Origin of the sequence: Streptomyces sp. NPDC051684 (genome assembly GCF_044453445.1) — a bacterium.
Taxonomy (GTDB): Bacteria; Actinomycetota; Actinomycetes; order Streptomycetales; family Streptomycetaceae; genus Streptomyces.
Genome location: NZ_JBITCS010000019.1, coordinates 61727 through 76537 on the forward strand (window position 1 = coordinate 61727; position 14811 = coordinate 76537).

General features: G+C 71.4%; 15 protein-coding genes. 9 read left to right on the plus strand and 6 right to left on the minus strand.

Annotated elements, in window-relative coordinates; genetic code table 11:
- Window positions 1-144: 144 nt before the first annotated feature.
- Entirely contained in the window at window positions 145-1167 is a 1023-nt protein-coding gene (locus ACIA8D_RS23170) for an ATP-binding cassette domain-containing protein (RefSeq protein WP_399234980.1), read from the plus strand.
- Window positions 1164-2051 carry an ABC transporter permease gene (locus ACIA8D_RS23175; protein ID WP_399234982.1) on the plus strand — a complete coding sequence of 296 codons (888 nt, stop codon included), beginning with the start codon at window positions 1164-1166 and terminating at the stop codon, window positions 2049-2051. The genes ACIA8D_RS23170 and ACIA8D_RS23175 overlap by 4 nt, the downstream gene beginning before the upstream one ends.
- 58 nt (window positions 2052-2109) lie before the next feature.
- On the opposite strand, the gene ACIA8D_RS23180 is transcribed toward ACIA8D_RS23175, so the two are convergent.
- Complete coding sequence (locus ACIA8D_RS23180; protein ID WP_399234985.1) at window positions 2110-5481, minus strand: AfsR/SARP family transcriptional regulator; 3372 nt, start codon at window positions 5479-5481, stop codon at window positions 2110-2112.
- Between the two features lie 4 nt (window positions 5482-5485).
- Window positions 5486-5872 carry a DUF6578 domain-containing protein gene (locus tag ACIA8D_RS23185; protein WP_399234986.1) on the minus strand — a complete coding sequence of 129 codons (387 nt, stop codon included), beginning with the start codon at window positions 5870-5872 and terminating at the stop codon, window positions 5486-5488.
- Window positions 5873-5977: 105 nt separating this feature from the next.
- On the opposite strand from ACIA8D_RS23185, the gene ACIA8D_RS23190 reads away from it, so the two are divergent.
- Entirely contained in the window at window positions 5978-6778 is an 801-nt protein-coding gene (locus ACIA8D_RS23190) for a site-2 protease family protein (RefSeq protein WP_399235186.1), read from the plus strand.
- Here the strand turns inward: ACIA8D_RS23190 and ACIA8D_RS23195 are convergent.
- Complete coding sequence (locus ACIA8D_RS23195; RefSeq protein ID WP_399234987.1) at window positions 6768-6974, minus strand: hypothetical protein; 207 nt, start codon at window positions 6972-6974, stop codon at window positions 6768-6770. The genes ACIA8D_RS23190 and ACIA8D_RS23195 overlap by 11 nt on opposite strands.
- A gap of 90 nt (window positions 6975-7064) precedes the next feature.
- Window positions 7065-7778, minus strand: coding sequence for an NADPH-dependent F420 reductase (gene npdG, locus ACIA8D_RS23200; RefSeq protein WP_399234990.1), 714 nt, complete (start codon window positions 7776-7778; stop codon window positions 7065-7067).
- A 93-nt stretch (window positions 7779-7871) separates the two neighbouring features.
- Here npdG and ACIA8D_RS23205 point away from each other — a divergent pair, with 93 nt between their 5' ends.
- Complete coding sequence (locus ACIA8D_RS23205; protein WP_399234991.1) at window positions 7872-8483, plus strand: hypothetical protein; 612 nt, start codon at window positions 7872-7874, stop codon at window positions 8481-8483.
- Between the two features lie 96 nt (window positions 8484-8579).
- On the opposite strand, the gene ACIA8D_RS23210 is transcribed toward ACIA8D_RS23205, so the two are convergent.
- Window positions 8580-8804, minus strand: a complete 225-nt coding sequence (locus tag ACIA8D_RS23210) for a hypothetical protein (RefSeq protein WP_399234992.1) — start codon at window positions 8802-8804, stop codon at window positions 8580-8582.
- 57 nt (window positions 8805-8861) lie between these two features.
- On the opposite strand from ACIA8D_RS23210, the gene map reads away from it, so the two are divergent.
- Window positions 8862-9734 carry a type I methionyl aminopeptidase gene (map, locus tag ACIA8D_RS23215; protein ID WP_399234994.1) on the plus strand — a complete coding sequence of 291 codons (873 nt, stop codon included), beginning with the start codon at window positions 8862-8864 and terminating at the stop codon, window positions 9732-9734.
- Between the two features lie 98 nt (window positions 9735-9832).
- Window positions 9833-10492 carry a heme oxygenase (biliverdin-producing) gene (locus ACIA8D_RS23220; RefSeq protein ID WP_399234996.1) on the plus strand — a complete coding sequence of 220 codons (660 nt, stop codon included), beginning with the start codon at window positions 9833-9835 and terminating at the stop codon, window positions 10490-10492.
- A 148-nt stretch (window positions 10493-10640) separates the two neighbouring features.
- On the opposite strand, the gene ACIA8D_RS23225 is transcribed toward ACIA8D_RS23220, so the two are convergent.
- Window positions 10641-11291, minus strand: coding sequence for a PhzF family phenazine biosynthesis protein (locus ACIA8D_RS23225; protein WP_399234998.1), 651 nt, complete (start codon window positions 11289-11291; stop codon window positions 10641-10643).
- Between the two features lie 163 nt (window positions 11292-11454).
- Here ACIA8D_RS23225 and efeO point away from each other — a divergent pair, with 163 nt between their 5' ends.
- From efeO to efeU, 3 genes are read left to right on the plus strand one after another with little or no spacing between them, the layout of a single operon-like run.
- Window positions 11455-12600: an iron uptake system protein EfeO gene (gene efeO / locus ACIA8D_RS23230; protein WP_399234999.1), complete on the plus strand. Its 1146-nt coding sequence runs from the start codon at window positions 11455-11457 to the stop codon at window positions 12598-12600.
- 52 nt (window positions 12601-12652) lie between these two features.
- Window positions 12653-13924, plus strand: coding sequence for an iron uptake transporter deferrochelatase/peroxidase subunit (efeB, locus tag ACIA8D_RS23235; protein ID WP_399235000.1), 1272 nt, complete (start codon window positions 12653-12655; stop codon window positions 13922-13924).
- 6 nt (window positions 13925-13930) lie between these two features.
- Window positions 13931-14776, plus strand: a complete 846-nt coding sequence (gene efeU, locus ACIA8D_RS23240) for an iron uptake transporter permease EfeU (protein WP_399235001.1) — start codon at window positions 13931-13933, stop codon at window positions 14774-14776.
- Window positions 14777-14811 lie beyond the last annotated feature (35 nt).

Genomic DNA, 14811 nt, shown 5'->3' on the forward strand with positions numbered 1-14811 from the left:
GTGCCGATGAGGTCGCCACCGCCTTGGGCAATCTGCCGCCTTGGGCGGCAGGGCGGGCAAGGCGGCGCCCGGTGCCGCACCCCGTCGGTGAGATGTCGGGTGGATGTCGGTGGGTTGTCGGTGGGGGCTGGCAGCTTGGTGGGCATGACGCGAATCGACAAGAACTCCGTGAGCGACCGGCCGGTCGCCGTATCCGTGAGGGGACTGGTCAAGCACTACGGCGAGACCAAGGCCCTGGACGGCGTGGACCTGGACGTGCACCAGGGCACCGTGATGGGCGTCCTCGGTCCGAACGGCGCCGGCAAGACCACCCTCGTCCGCTGCCTGTCCACCCTGATCACCCCCGACGCCGGCACGGCGATCGTGGCGGGCTACGACGCCGTCAACCAGCCCCGCCAGCTCCGCCGCGTGATCGGCCTCACCGGCCAGTACGCCTCGGTCGACGAGAAGATCTCCGGCCGCGAGAACCTGTACATGATCGGCCGCCTGCTCGACCTGTCCAGGAAGGACGCCAAGGCCCGTGCCGACGCGCTCCTGGAGCGGTTCTCGCTGACCGACGCCGCCGCCCGCCCCGCGAAGACGTACTCCGGCGGCATGCGCCGCCGGCTCGACCTCGCGGCGTCGATGATCGGCCGCCCGCACGTCCTGTACCTGGACGAGCCGACGACCGGCCTCGACCCCCGTACCCGTAACGAGGTGTGGGAGGAAGTGAAGAGCATGGTGCGCGACGGGGTCACCGTCCTGCTCACCACGCAGTACATGGAGGAGGCCGAGCAGCTGGCCTCCGAGCTCACCGTCGTCGACCACGGCAAGGTCATCGCGCGCGGCGGCATCGAGGAGCTGAAGGCGAAGGTCGGCGGCCGCACCCTGCGGATCCGCCCGACCGACTCGCTGGAGCTGCGCCCGCTGGCGCACGCGATAGACGACATGGGACTCACGGGCCTCGCCACCACCACCGTGGACACCGAGTCGGGCGCCGTCCTGGTCCCCGTGCTCAGCGACGAGCAGCTCACCGCCGTGGTCGGCGCGGTCACCGCGCGCGGCATCACGATCGCCTCCATCGGCTCCGAACTGCCGAGCCTGGACGAGGTGTTCCTGTCCATCACCGGCCACAAGGCTTCCGCACCCGAGGACGCCCGGCCCGAACTCGAGGAGGCCGCCGTATGAGTTCCCACCCGTCGCCCACCGCCACCCTCAACGAGCCGCTGCGCGGCGCCCCTGCTGATCCCCTTGCTCCCCCGGCGGCCGCCACGATCACCGTCGAGGCCGACCCCAAGATCGGCCTGCGCGGCCACCTGCGGCACACGGGCGCGCTCGTCCGCCGCAACCTGCTGTGGATCCGCAACGACCCGGAGTCGATGTTCGACGCGGTCCTCATGCCGATCGTCTTCACCCTGCTGTTCGTGTACGTCTTCGGCGGGTCCATCGGCGCCTCGATGGGCGGCGGGCAGGACGCGTACGTGCAGTACGTGATCCCCGGCATGATCGCGATGATGAGCATGAACATCGCGCAGGGCGTGGGCACCGGCTTCAACGAGGACTTCCACAAGGGCATCATGGACCGCTTCCGGACGCTGCCCATCGGGCGCGGATCGGTCCTCATGGCCAAGGTCTCCGTCGAACTGCTGAGGCTGCTCGTCGCCACCACGATCCTGATGATCGTCGCGCTGCTCGTCGGCTTCGACATCACCAACTGGGTCGGTCTGCTCGCCGCGTTCGGCCTGACCGCGCTGTTCGGATCGTCCATCATGTGGATCTTCCTGACGCTCGGCGTCACCATGAAGACCGCGCAGGCCGTGCAGGCCATGGGCTTCCTGGTGATGATGCCGCTGCAGTTCGGTTCGTCGATCTTCGCGCCGACCCAGTCGATGCCGGGCTGGCTCCAGTCCTTCACCGACTGGAACCCGATGTCGACCCTCGCGGACGCCTGCCGCGGCCTGATGGTCGGCGGCCCCGCCGCCCACGACGTGTGGGTGACGGTCGCCTGGTCGCTGCTGCTCACGGCCGTCATGGCGCCGATCGCGATCCGCAAGTTCACCAAGCAGAGCTGAGCCGGCGCGGTACGGGCCCGGGCGACACCCCCTGTCGATCCGCGTCAGTCGTCAGGCGTCAGTCGTCCAGCAGGGCGGTGGCCTCCTCCATGGAGAGGCCGCCGCCCTCGGCGTATGCCCGCTCGTACGTCGCGTCGTCGAGCGGCGCGCGGACCGCGGCCACGGCGTCCGCACGCCAACTCCGTTCGAGCACGGCCGGCTTGTGGCCTTCGGGGGTCGCCGCGTCGGCGGCGCCCATGACCCGTGCCGCGGCCACGGCGTCCCCGTCCCGGCCGCGCTGGGCGAGGGCCCGGGCCCCGGTGCACAGATGCAGCCCCGCCAGTTGCGGCATGACGAGCGCGGACAGCGGGTCCCGCGCGATGTCGAGAGAGGCCCGTACGTGCGCGAGCGCGTCCTCGGTGTGCCCGTCGACGACGTCGAGCATCGCCTCCATGCCGACGGTCATGCCGTGGAAGAACCCGATCTGCGCGACCCTGAACTCGCCGCGCAGCAGCTCCAGTTGCTCGCGGCCCTCGGCGGTGCGGCCGGTGAGGGCGAGGTGGGAGACGAGGAACATCCGGGCGGCGGGCCGCGATTCGTTGGTGTGCCGGCGCCCGTCCGCGAGGGAGTCCCACAGCAGTTGCTCGCCCTCCTCCGCGTCCCCCTGCGCGATCCGCGCCTGCCCGAGCCTGACCTGGAGGATCGCGGCCTGGGAGTGGGCGCCCATGCTGTGCGCGACCTCGCGGGCGCGCGTGTAGTCGGCGGCGGCGCCCTCGAAGTCGCCGAGCTTCTCGCGCGCCTCGCCGCGCGCGGACAGCGCCTCCGCGGTGCCCCACTCGTCGCCGAGCCGGCTGAACAGCTCCAGCGACTCGTCGGCGTACGCGAGCCCTTCCTCGGCCCAGTCGCTGCGGTTGGCGAACACGTTGGCCCGCATCTGGAGGACGAGCGCCAGCTCCCAGTCGTAGCCGAGTTCGCGGCAGGTCCGCGCGGACACCGCGGCGAGTTCCTGCAGCTGGTCCATGTCGCCGGTCATCAGTACGGCGAAGTACCAGATGTTGCCGGGCGGGCGGCAGGCCTGCGGGAGGTCGGCGCGGTAGGTCGCGATGACGGCGCGCAGCCGGGCCTGGCCCTCCTCCGTCTGCCAGTGGTCCATCTCCATGTCCATGTAGCCGAGCCGGCACAGGTGGACCTGGCGGCGGGCCTCTTCGAAGAGCTCGCCGGTCAGCGGGGGCGGGGTGTCGATACAGCGCTGGTGCAGCGGCGGGGCGGGGCGCACGGGCTCTGCGAACGGGTCGGGGCCGAGCGCCGCGGCCTCCCCCGTCCACGTACGGGCGTCGACGCGCAGGTCCCGCATCTGCCAGAACCAGGACAGGGACAGCACGAGGCAGAACGCCTCCTGCTCGTCGCCCGCCGCGACCGCGTGCCGCAGGGCCGTGCGCAGGTTCTCGTAGTCCCGCTCGATCCGGGCGATGGCTGCGCGCTGGCCGCTGCCGCGCAGCAACGGGTCGGTGGTGCGGGCGAGTTCGCGGTAGTACGTGAGGTGCGCGCGCTCGGCGGCGGGGCGCTCGCCGGACTCGGCGAGGCGGTCGCCCGCGTACTCGGAGACGGTTTCCAGGAGGCGGTAGCGCATGCCGCCGCCGTGCTCGTCGTCCTCCGGGGCTGCGACCACGAGCGACTTGTCGACGAGGGAGGCCAGGGTGTCGAGCGCGTCCGGCCCGCAGATCGCCTCGGCGGCGGGCAGGTCGCAGCCGCCGCTGACGACGGAGAGGCGGGCGAGGGTGGCGCGTTCGGGCTCGTCGAGCAGGTCCCACGACCAGTCGACGACCGCGCGGAGCGTCTGCTGGCGGGGCAGGGCGGTGCGGGCGCCTGAGGTCAGGAGGCGGAAGCGGTCGTCGAGGCGGTCGGCGATCTGGCGGGGCGTGAGCATGCGCAGCCGCGCCGCGGCGAGTTCGATGGCGAGCGGGAGGCCGTCGAGGCGGCGGCAGATCTCGCCGACCGCCTCCGAGGCCTCGTCCACCGTGAAGCCGGGGCGCACGGCGGCGCCGCGCTCGCCGAACAGGCGCAGCGCGTACGGCTCCGGGAGCGGTTCCACCGGGTGGAGCGACTCGCCCGGTACGCCGAGGGGTTCGCGGCTCGTGGCGAGGATCGTGACGCCGGGGCAGTGGGCGAGGAGGTCCTCGGCGAGGGCGGCGGCCGCGTCGATCACGTGCTCGCAGTTGTCGAGGATCAGCAGCAGCCGGCGGTCCTCGCAGTGCTCCACGATGCGCACGAGGGGGTCGTCGCCCTGCCGTTCGCCCGCGACGCGGAGTTCCTCGGCGCCGGCGCCGCGCAGCACCGTTTCCCGGGCACCGAGCGCGCTGACGACCGCCTCCGGCACGGCGGCGGGATCGCTGACCGGCGCGAGTTCGGCGAGCCACACCCCGTCCGGGGCGGTACCGAGCCCTTCGGCGGCCTCCTGACTGAGCCGCGTCTTCCCGGCGCCGCCGGGCCCGAGCAACGTCACCAGCCGCACGCGCCCCAGGTCGGCGCGGATGGCCTCAAGGTCCCCTTCCCGCCCGACGAAGGAGGTGAGCCGGGCCTTGAGGTTCCCCAGAGCGGGGGCCGTCGTATCGGCGCGCGGCACCGGGGGCCGCCTTGCCCACCCTGCCGCCCCAGGCGGCAGATTGCCCAAGGCTCGGTCGGCCTTGTCAAGCCCCTGCGGCGATTGCGCAGCGGGGTCCGGGGCGGAGCCCCGCGGCGTGAGCAACTCCTGGTGCAACGCGCGAAGTTCCGGACCGGGATCCACGCCGAGCGCATCCGCCAACTCCCGCCGCACCGCCTCGTACGCCGCCAACGCCTCCGCCGCCCGCCCCGCGGAGCGCAACGCCCGCAACCGCAACACCTGCAACCGCTCGTCCAACGGATGCGCGTCACACAGCGAGGTCAGCTCCGGCAGGACCTCGTCCGCACGGCCGAGGTCCAGACACGCGGCGAGGCGGACCCGCCGGGCGTCCAGGCCACGGGCCTCCCAGCGCGTGGCCTCGGCCGACCGGTCCGGAAGATCGGCGAGCACGGGCCCGCGCCACAGCCCGAGCGCGTCGTCGAGCAGGTCGACCGCCTTCGCCGGGTCACCGTCCGCGAGGGCCCGCACTCCGTCGGCGGTCAGCCGCTCGAAGCGGAACAGGTCGACGTCGTCCGCGGCGGCGGCGAGCCGGTATCCACCCTCGGACGAGGCGATCGCCCCGGCCCCCAGGGCCCTGCGCAGCCGCCCGACCAGCGCCTGCAACGCGGCCGGCGCATCCGCGGGCGGCTCCTCGCCCCACACCTCGTCGACCAGGAACGCAACGGGCACCGCGCGACCGGGCCGCAGCGCGAGCACCGTGAGCAGGGCGCGCAGCCGCGCCCCGCCGACCGGGACGGGCGTGCCGTCGTCGCGGAGTGCCTGGGTGGTGCCGAGGATTCGGTAGCGCACGGACCTATTCTCCCCGCCGCCCCGCGGGACCCGCGTCGGGCACCTCGAGGCCGACCAGGACGCCGTCGTCGCGGAGGGTGGGGTCGGTGCCGGTGAACCACTTGGGGCAGGTGTCGACGGGCCGCGTCCGCAGCGTCCCGGGGACCGCCACGTACGTGCGCGAGCCCGGCTCCGTCTCCCGACAGGCCCGGCTGACGATGTGCACGGACCGTACCCGCCCGCGCGTGACCGGCCAGCCGTCGCCGTGCGTCTCCACCCGGAACTCCCCGGGGTCCTCGGGGTCCTCGGCGTTCTGGGGCCGCAGCGGCCAGGCCACCTCGTCGCCCACCGAGAACGGCTTTCCGCAGCACTCCATCTGCCAGTCGTCGTACCAGACGTTCCACATCGTCATGCCCCTACCCTCTCCGGAACTCCCGCCGTACCGCGACACGTTTCCCGCATACAGCGAGTACGTTCGGTGAGCCAGCCGACCAGCCTGCACCGGGAGTTCCACCCCATGACCACCGCCACCGCACGCCGCGGCGACAACAGGATCAGTCCCGTCTTCCTCGGCATCGCCGCGATCACGGCGGTGGCCGGGTGGGCGGTGTGGACGGACTTCGCGTCCGCCCCGGGCTTCGCCGTGTTCCTGTTCGTGACGGGAGCCTGGGTCGTCTCGCTGTGTCTGCACGAGTACGCGCACGCGCGCACGGCCCTGCACAGTGGTGACCTCTCGGTCGGGGCAAAGGGATACCTGACGCTCAATCCCCTCGTTTATTCACACGCCCTACTCAGCATCGTGCTGCCGGTCATCTTCGTGATCATGGGCGGGATCGGCCTGCCCGGCGGCGCCGTCTTCATCGAGCGGGGGCGGATCCGGGGGCGCTGGCGGCACAGCCTGATCTCGGCGGCCGGGCCGCTGACGAACGTACTGTTCGCGATCGTGTGCACGGCGCCGTTCTGGCTGGACGCGCTGGACGGGGTGCCGGACACGTTCCGTTACGCGCTCGGGTTCCTCGCCCTGCTCCAGGTGACCGCGGCGATCCTGAACTTCCTGCCGGTTCCGGGCCTGGACGGGTACGGGGTGATCGAGCCCTGGCTGTCGCACAAGATCCGGCGGCAGGTGGAGCCCTTCGCGCCGTTCGGTCTGCTCGCCGTGTTCGCCGTGCTGTGGATCCCGGACATCAACCAGTGGTTCTTCGACGCGGTCGACTGGGTGCTGGGCGCGCTCGGCGTGCACGAGTGGGACACGTACTGGGGGCGGCAGTTCTACCAGTTCTGGAAGGGCACCCCGGAGATCCAGACGATCACGCAGTAGGCGCGGCGGACGCCTGCTGCTCGCGCTCCTGCTTCTCGGCCTTCGCCCTGCGCAGGTAGAACCACGACATGTTCGACGTGACACCCGCGATCAGCACCCACACGATCCCGAGGAAGCTGCCCTCGACGAAGGAGACCACGGCCGCCACGACGGCCAGGGCGCAGACGACCAGGGAGAACAGTGCGATGCGGGGCATGGGGGGCGGCTCCAGACGGCGGCGCGGCGGGTAGTACGCCGACCAGTGTCCCCCATGCCCCACCGGGGCCGGTACGCGGCTATACGTCCGTCATACGTCCGTGACGCGCAGCCCGGCGTGCGCCTTGTAGCGGCGGTTGACGGAGATGAGGTTGGCGACGAGCGATTCGACCTGGTGGGCGTTGCGCAGGCGGCCCGAGAAGATGCCGCGCATGCCCGGGACGCGCCCGGCGAGCGCCTGCACGATCTCCACGTCGGCGCGCTCCTCGCCGAGGACCATGACGTCGGTGTCGATCTCCTCGACCTCCGGGTCGGCGAGCAGGACGGCCGACAGGTGGTGGAAGGCCGCCGCGACCCGCGAGTCCGGGAGCAGCGCCGCGGCCTGTTCCGCCGCGCTCCCCTCCTCCGGCTTCAGGGCGTACGCGCCCTTCTTGTCGAAGCCGAGCGGGTTGACGCAGTCGACGACGAGCTTTCCGGCGAGGTCCTCGCGCAGGGCTTCGAGGGTGGCGCCGTGGCCGTCCCACGGCACGGCGACGATCACGATGTCGCTGCGGCGGGCGCACTCGGCGTTGTCGGCGCCCTCGATGCCGAGGCCGAGCTCGTCGGCGGCGGCCTTGGCGCGCTCTGCGGCGCGGGAGCCGAGGATCACCTTCTGCCCGGCACGGGCGAAGCGGTAGGCGAGGCCCTTGCCCTGCGGCCCGGTCCCGCCGAGGACTCCGACGACGAGTCCGGAGACGTCGGGCAGGTCCCAGGGATCCTTGGCCGGGGCCTTCTGGCCGCTCGGGCTGCTTTCGGTAGAGGTCATACCGCGACCCTACTCAAGGGTATGTGGCTCGTACGGGCGGACTTCCCCCGAACGCGGCGAACGGGCCCGTGACTTGAGGCACGATGCGGGCCCATGGACGCCGTACGAGTAGCACTGCTGCGCGAGGTACTCGCCGGGACCGAGTGGCCCTCCGCCACCCGACGCTTCGCCGGGGCGCTGCGCTCCTCGGTCGGCGCGCACGGCGGCGGGCTGCTTCTCGTGGGCTCCCCGACGTACGAGCCCTGGCATCTGGCGGCCCACCTGGTCGACGAGGCGGCCTGGTCCGGTACACCGGAGCTCGCCCCCACTCTCGTACGGCACGCGGCGCGCCCCGACGACCCCGCGCATCTGGCCGTCGGCCTCGGGCGGCTCGAGGCGGCGCGGCGCGGCGAGACGCTTCTGGTGGTCACGCCGAGCGAGCCGGGCGCTCCGCTGTTGGAGCGGGTGCGGGACGCGCGGCGCGCGGGGGCGACGATCCTGGCGCTCGACGCGGAGGCCTCCGGCGGGGGTGACCTGCATGCCATGGCGCATGACGGGCTGAGCGTGCCCAGCGACACGGATCTGGATCTGGACACGGTGCAGCATTTGGTGAGTGCGGCGGCCGGGGAGAACGCGGCGAGCGCTCCGCGGGGGCGGCGGGGGTTTCGGGATCGGCTGTCCCGGCTTGCCGATCACTTGACCGCGCCGCCGCCTGCTCGATGGTGAGGTGCCCGCCCACCCGCGCGGGGCTCTGCCCCGGACCCCGCGCCTCAATCGCCGGCGGGGCTTGAATTGCCCAACCGGCGGCGGGGCTCCAGAAGGTCACTGGTCCGGGGTCTCCGGCTTGTCGTGCCAGCGGGGGTCGGATTCCCACTCCAGGTTTCGTTCCCTCGCGGTGTCCATCGCGTGTTGCGCCTCCTCGCGGGAGGCGTAGGGGCCGAAACGGTCCTTGTTGGGGCACTCGGGCCCCTCCTCGACCTTCTTGTGCTCCAGGCAGTAGTACCACTCGCCCGGCTTTCCGACGGTTCGCTTCTTGAACAGCGCCACGGCGGCTCCTCTCGTCCCCGCCATGCTCCCCCACGCGCGCTCGTTACACTCGCTGGCATGTCTGGTCAGTCGGGGGCGTCGTCCGCCCTGCTCGTTCCGGGAGAGATCTCCCCCACCCGCTCCGTGCCCGGGAACATCCGGCGCCCCGAGTACGTCGGCAAGCCCGCGCCGACCCCGTACACGGGCCCCGAGGTGCAGACCGCCGAGACGATCGAGGCGATGCGGATCGCCGGACGGATCGCGGCGCGGGCCATGGCCGAGGCGGCGAAGGCGATCGCCCCGGGCGTCACCACGGACGAGTTGGACCGCATCGCGCACGAGTACATGTGCGACCACGGCGCCTACCCGTCCACGCTCGGCTACCGCGGCTTCCAGAAGTCGCTGTGCACGAGCGTCAACGAGGTCATCTGCCACGGCATCCCGGACTCGACCGTCCTCAAGGACGGCGACATCGTCAACCTCGACGTCACCGCGTACATCGGCGGCGTGCATGGCGACAACAACGCCACATACCTGGTGGGCGACGTCGACGAGGAGTCGCGGCTGCTCGTCGAGCGGACCCGGGAGTCCCTCAACCGCGCCATCAAGGCCGTCAAGCCGGGCCGCCAGATCAACATCATCGGCCGGGTCATCGAGTCGTACGCCAAGCGCTTCGGCTACGGAGTCGTGCGCGACTTCACGGGCCACGGCATCAACTCCTCCTTCCACAGCGGCCTGATCGTCCCGCACTACGACTCCCCGCAAGCGACGACCGAGATCAAGACCGGCATGACGTTCACGATCGAGCCGATGCTCACGCTCGGCACGTACGAGTACGACATGTGGGAGGACGGCTGGACCGTGGTCACGAAGGACCGCAAGCGGACCGCGCAGTTCGAGCACACCCTGGTGGTCACGGAGAGCGGCACGGAGATCCTCACGCTGCCGTAGCGATCCGGGGCCCGGCGGTTTTCTGCTTTTACGTTCCCTTGATCGCGTCGCTGGGTACGCTTTTACCGACAGCTTGTCGGAAACCCGGAGGCCGCCCGATGGACACCCCGTTCACCCCGTTCTCCACGTTGATCCGCACCGCCTCGCACGAGCAGCACACGGAGGCGGAGACGTCGACGTTCATGGGCGACCTGCTCGGCGGCCGGCTCGGCGTGGACGCGTACGCGCGGTACACGGAGCAGCTGTGGTTCGTGTACCGGGCGCTCGAGGACGGCGCCCGGCACCTGGCCGACGATCCGGTGGCCGGGCCCTTCATCCAGCCGGAGCTGCTGCGCGTACCCGAACTGGAGCGCGATCTCGCGCATCTGCGGGGCGCGGACTGGCGGGAGACGGTTTCGGCGTTGCCGCAGACGCGGGCGTACGCGGAGCGGGTCGCCGAGTGCGCGGCGTCCTGGCCGGGCGGGTATGTGGCGCACCACTACACGCGTTATCTGGGCGATCTCTCGGGTGGGCAGATCGTCCGGGACAAGGCGGAGAAGAAGTGGGGGTTCGCGCGCAAGGGGGACGGGGTGCGGTTCTACGTCTTCGAGGGTGTGGCCAATCCCGCGGCGTTCAAGCGGCGGTATCGGGAGCTGCTCGACGCGATTCCTGTGGACGAGTTGGAGAAGCAGCGGGTGGTGGCCGAGTGCAAGGCGGCGTTCGCCTTGAATACCGGGGTGTTTCGGGGGCTGGGCGAGGAGTTTCGGTCGGCCGCGTGATGGTTTGCGGGTGACGTGGTTGCGGCCTCGGGGCTCCGCCCCGGACCCCGCTGCTCAATCGCCGCAGGGGCTTGATTTGGTCGACCGCCTCAAGCCCCGCCGGCGATTGAGGCGCGGGGTCCGGGGCAGCGCCCCGTGCGGGTGGGCGTCAGAGGCGGACGCGGCCGCCCACCTCCACCAGGCCCCCCGGATGGGGAGCCGTCAGGATTTGGGAGCCGCGGCCCTGGCGGATGTTCAGGGACCGGTCGAGGCTCGCGGTCAGCGAGAGCGCGGCCGCCCCCGTCGCCTCGTCCTCCACGATGCCGTCGCCGCGACCGGGGAAGGCGCGGGCGCGGACCCGGCCCGCGGCCTCGTCCTCCCAGGCCCACGCGTAGATCCACTCGCCCTCCGGAGGCACCGGCAGCGCGTCCACCTCGGCGACGGAGCCGCACTGACGCAGCGTCCGCCCCGGCGCCCACTCCGCGCGCGCCTCGATCCAGGTGAACTCGCCGTCCTGGCGCACCCCGACGACCCCCGCGGGCACGACGAGTTCCGGCACATCGAGCAGCCAGGCCGTGCCGACGCAGGGGTGCCCGGCGAACGGCAGGCGCGCGGTCGGCGTGCAGATGTCGATGACGCCGCGCTCGGGGTCGTCGACGAACACGGTCTCGCTGAAGCCCAGTTTCGCGGCGAAGGCCTGGCGCTCGTCCTGGCCCGGCAGGTGCGAGCCCTCGCGGACGACGCCCAGCGCGTTGCCCTCCCGGCCGTCGGGGGCGCAGAAGACCCGCACCACCTCGTACTCGATGCCGTACTCGTTCATGGCGGCAGTCAACCACGCGACACCCCACGCTTGACCAGCACTTGACTCTTCCCTGGCTTGCCCATGGGTGGTACTGAGGTAAGCCTCATATAAGTTAGGTCGGCCTTAGTTGCCCCTGCCCCTGTGCACCCGGTGAACCACCGCTGTACGTCTTGGAGCCCGCATGCGAGCCGCCCGACTCACCGTTTCCACCGCCGTCGCCGCGGTGGCCGCCCTGACCGCCGTCACGGGCTGCACCCAGAAGAGCGACGCGAAGGGCGCCGGCTCCGGTGCGATCCAGGTGACCGCCGACGACGACAGCTGCAAGGTCTCCAAGAAGGAGTTCCCCGCGGGGCACGTGGAGTTGGCGGTCGAGAACAAGGGGTCCCGGGTCACCGAGGTCGAGATCCTCTTCCCGGACGACCGGATCGTCTCCGAGCGCGAGAACATCGGCCCCGGCACCAAGCACAGCCTCACCGCCGAAGTGAAGAGCGGCGACTACCGCATCGCCTGCATCCCCGGCATGAAGGGCAAGGGCCACCGCCAGGACGTCCAGGTGACCGGCGGCAAGTCCGCGGCGAAGCGGGACCCGAAGCTCGACGGCGCCGTCGCCGCCTACCGCCAGTACACCCAGACGCAGGCCGACGAGACGCTGCCGAAGGTGAAGACCTTCACCGACGCCGTCCGCGACGGGGACCTGGCGGCCGCCAAGAAGGCGTACGCCCCGTCCCGTATCGGCTGGGAGCGCACCGAGCCGGTCGCCGAGTCCTTCGGCGACATCGACCCCAAGGTCGACGTGCGGTTCGACGGTCTCGAAGAGGGCCAGAAGTGGACCGGCTGGCACCGCCTGGAGAAGGCGCTGTGGAAGGACAAGAAGATCGACGAGACCGAGAAGGGGCTCGCCGACCGGCTCGACAAGGACCTGAAGGACTGGCAGCAGCGCGTCGGCAAGGCGGAGATCACGCCCACCTCCATGGCCAACGGCGCCAAGGAACTGCTCGACGAGGTCGCCACCGGCAAGGTCACCGGCGAGGAGGAACGCTACTCGCACACCGACCTCGTCGACTTCAAGGCCAACGTCGAGGGCGCGGAGAAGGCGTACGAGCTGCTCAGGCCGGTCGCGTCGAAGAACGACGCCGCGCTGACCAAGGAACTGGACAAGCAGTTCGCCGCGCTGGACGAGCTGCTCGACAAGTACCGCGAGGGCGGGAAGGGCTACGAGTTCACCTCCTACGACAAGGTCGACAAGGCGGACCAGAAGGAGCTGTCCGACGCGGTGAACGCGCTGGCGGAGCCGCTGTCGAAGCTGGCCGCGGCCGTCGTCAAGTAGCACTCGCCGAGCAGCCGTACACGTGCACACGCACCACAAGGAGAGGGTCGCCATGGCGGACGACGAGACCTCCAACTCCCCTTCCCCGTCCCGGCGTTCACTGCTCGCCGTCGGCGGCGCCGGACTCGCGCTCGGTGCCGCGGCCGCGGGCGGCGCCGTCGCCCTGACCCGGTCCGACGACGGCTCCGACATGCAGCCCGCCGGTGACGCGGGCGGCTCGGTGGCGTTCCACGGCGCGCACCAGGCGGGCATCGCCACACCGGTCCAGGACCGGCTGCACTTCGCCGCGTTCGACGTGAAGACGGCCGACCGCGAGGAGTTCGTCCAGCTCCTGAAGGACTGGACGAAGGCCGCCGCGCGGATGACCGAGGGTCGCACCGTCGGCGAGGGCGCGTACGGCGGGCTCGTCGAGGCACCGCCGGACGACACGGGCGAGGCGCTGGGGCTCCAGCCGTCCCGGCTCACGCTGACGATCGGCTTCGGGCCATCCCTCTTCGAGAAGCACGGCAAGGCTCTCGGCATCGCCGACAGGCGCCCGGACGCGCTCGTCGACCTGCCGAGGTTCCCCGGCGAGAACCTGGAGAAGACCCGCAGCGGCGGCGATCTGTGCGTACAGGCCTGCGCCGACGACCCGCAGGTCGCCGTGCACGCCATCCGCAATCTCGCCCGCATCGGCATGGGCAAGGTCGCCATCCGCTGGTCGCAGCTCGGCTTCGGCAAGACCTCCTCGACGACGCCGGACGCGCAGACGCCCCGTAACCTGCTGGGCTTCAAGGACGGCACCCGCAACATCGCGGGCACCGAGAAGGACCGCCTCGCCAAACACGTGTGGGTGGACGCACCGGACGCCGACTGGATGAACGGCGGCTCGTATCTGGTCGCCCGCCGGATCCGGATGAACGTCGAGACCTGGGACCGTACGTCGCTGCAGGAGCAGGAGGACGTGTTCGGCCGGGACAAGGGCGAGGGCGCCCCGGTCGGCAAGGCGAAGGAGCGCGACGAGCCGTTCCTGAAGGCGATGAAGCCGGACGCGCACGTGCGGCTCGCGCACCCCGACTCCAATCACGGCGCGACGCTGCTGCGCCGCGGCTACTCGTTCACCGACGGCACGGACGGCCTCGGCCGGCTCGACGCGGGCCTGTTCTTCCTCGCGTACCAGAAGGACGTGCGCAAGGGGTTCATCCCGGTGCAGCGGAGCCTGGCGACCGACGCGCTCAACGAGTACATCCAGCACGTCGGTTCGGCGGTGTTCGCGGTGCCGCCCGGGGTGCGGGACGGCAGTGACTGGTGGGGCCGCGGCCTCTTCCAGCAGAAGGAAGGCTGAGCAGCGATGTTCGCGAACTACTTGATCGGACTGCGCGAGGGCCTGGAAGCCAGCCTCATCGTGTGCATCCTCGTCGCGTACCTGGTGAAGACGGAGCGCAAGGACGCCCTGAAGCCGGTGTGGGCGGGGATCGGCGTCGCCGTCCTCGTGTCTCTCGCGTTCGGCGCGGGCCTGGAGTTCGGCTCGCAGGAGCTGACGTTCCAGGCGCAGGAGGCGCTCGGCGGTTCGCTGTCGATCATCGCCGTGGGCCTGGTGACGTGGATGGTGTTCTGGATGCGGCGCACGGCCCGGCACCTGAAGTCGGAGCTGCACGACAAGCTGGACAGCGCCCTGCAAATGGGCACGGTCGCCCTGGTCGTGACGGCGTTCCTCGCGGTGGGCCGCGAGGGCCTAGAGACGTCCCTGTTCGTGTGGACGGCGGTGCACGCCACCAGCAACGGCACGACGGACCCGGTGATCGGCGCGCTGCTCGGCATCGCCACGGCCGTCGTCCTCGGCTGGCTGTTCTACCGGGGTGCGCTGCGCATCAACCTCGGGAAGTTCTTCACGTGGACCGGCGGCATGCTGGTCGTCGTCGCGGCGGGGGTCCTCGCGTACGGCTTCCACGACCTCCAGGAGGCCGACTTCATCGGCGGCCTCAACAACCTGGCCTTCGACATCAGTTCCACGATCTCCCCGGACGGCTGGCTCGGCACGCTCCTCAAGGGCGTCTTCAACTTCCAGCCCGACCCGACGGTCCTCCAGGTCACCGTCTGGTTCGTCTACCTTGTCCCCACCCTCGCCCTGTTCTTCGCGCCTCCCGGGCTGTTTTCCCGCAGGGTCGCGGCAGTGCGGGCCTCCTCTTCCCGGTAGGGTTCGGGCCCGTGGCAGGGGCCGGGGAGCGGAAG

Bases quoted from the DNA above. Each gene is read 5' to 3' on its own strand.
- ACIA8D_RS23170 (WP_399234980.1), top strand. From the start codon at position 145: ATGACGCGAATCGACAAGAACTCCGTGAGCGACCGGCCGGTCGCCGTA.
- ACIA8D_RS23175 (WP_399234982.1), top strand. From the start codon at position 1,164: ATGAGTTCCCACCCGTCGCCCACCGCCACCCTCAACGAGCCGCTGCGC.
- ACIA8D_RS23185 (WP_399234986.1), bottom strand. From the start codon at position 5,872: ATGACGATGTGGAACGTCTGGTACGACGACTGGCAGATGGAGTGCTGC.
- ACIA8D_RS23190 (WP_399235186.1), top strand. From the start codon at position 5,978: ATGACCACCGCCACCGCACGCCGCGGCGACAACAGGATCAGTCCCGTC.
- ACIA8D_RS23195 (WP_399234987.1), bottom strand. From the start codon at position 6,974: ATGCCCCGCATCGCACTGTTCTCCCTGGTCGTCTGCGCCCTGGCCGTC.
- npdG (WP_399234990.1), bottom strand. From the start codon at position 7,778: ATGACCTCTACCGAAAGCAGCCCGAGCGGCCAGAAGGCCCCGGCCAAG.
- ACIA8D_RS23205 (WP_399234991.1), top strand. From the start codon at position 7,872: ATGGACGCCGTACGAGTAGCACTGCTGCGCGAGGTACTCGCCGGGACC.
- map (WP_399234994.1), top strand. From the start codon at position 8,862: ATGTCTGGTCAGTCGGGGGCGTCGTCCGCCCTGCTCGTTCCGGGAGAG.
- ACIA8D_RS23220 (WP_399234996.1), top strand. From the start codon at position 9,833: ATGGACACCCCGTTCACCCCGTTCTCCACGTTGATCCGCACCGCCTCG.
- ACIA8D_RS23225 (WP_399234998.1), bottom strand. From the start codon at position 11,291: ATGAACGAGTACGGCATCGAGTACGAGGTGGTGCGGGTCTTCTGCGCC.
- efeO (WP_399234999.1), top strand. From the start codon at position 11,455: ATGCGAGCCGCCCGACTCACCGTTTCCACCGCCGTCGCCGCGGTGGCC.
- efeB (WP_399235000.1), top strand. From the start codon at position 12,653: ATGGCGGACGACGAGACCTCCAACTCCCCTTCCCCGTCCCGGCGTTCA.
- efeU (WP_399235001.1), top strand. From the start codon at position 13,931: ATGTTCGCGAACTACTTGATCGGACTGCGCGAGGGCCTGGAAGCCAGC.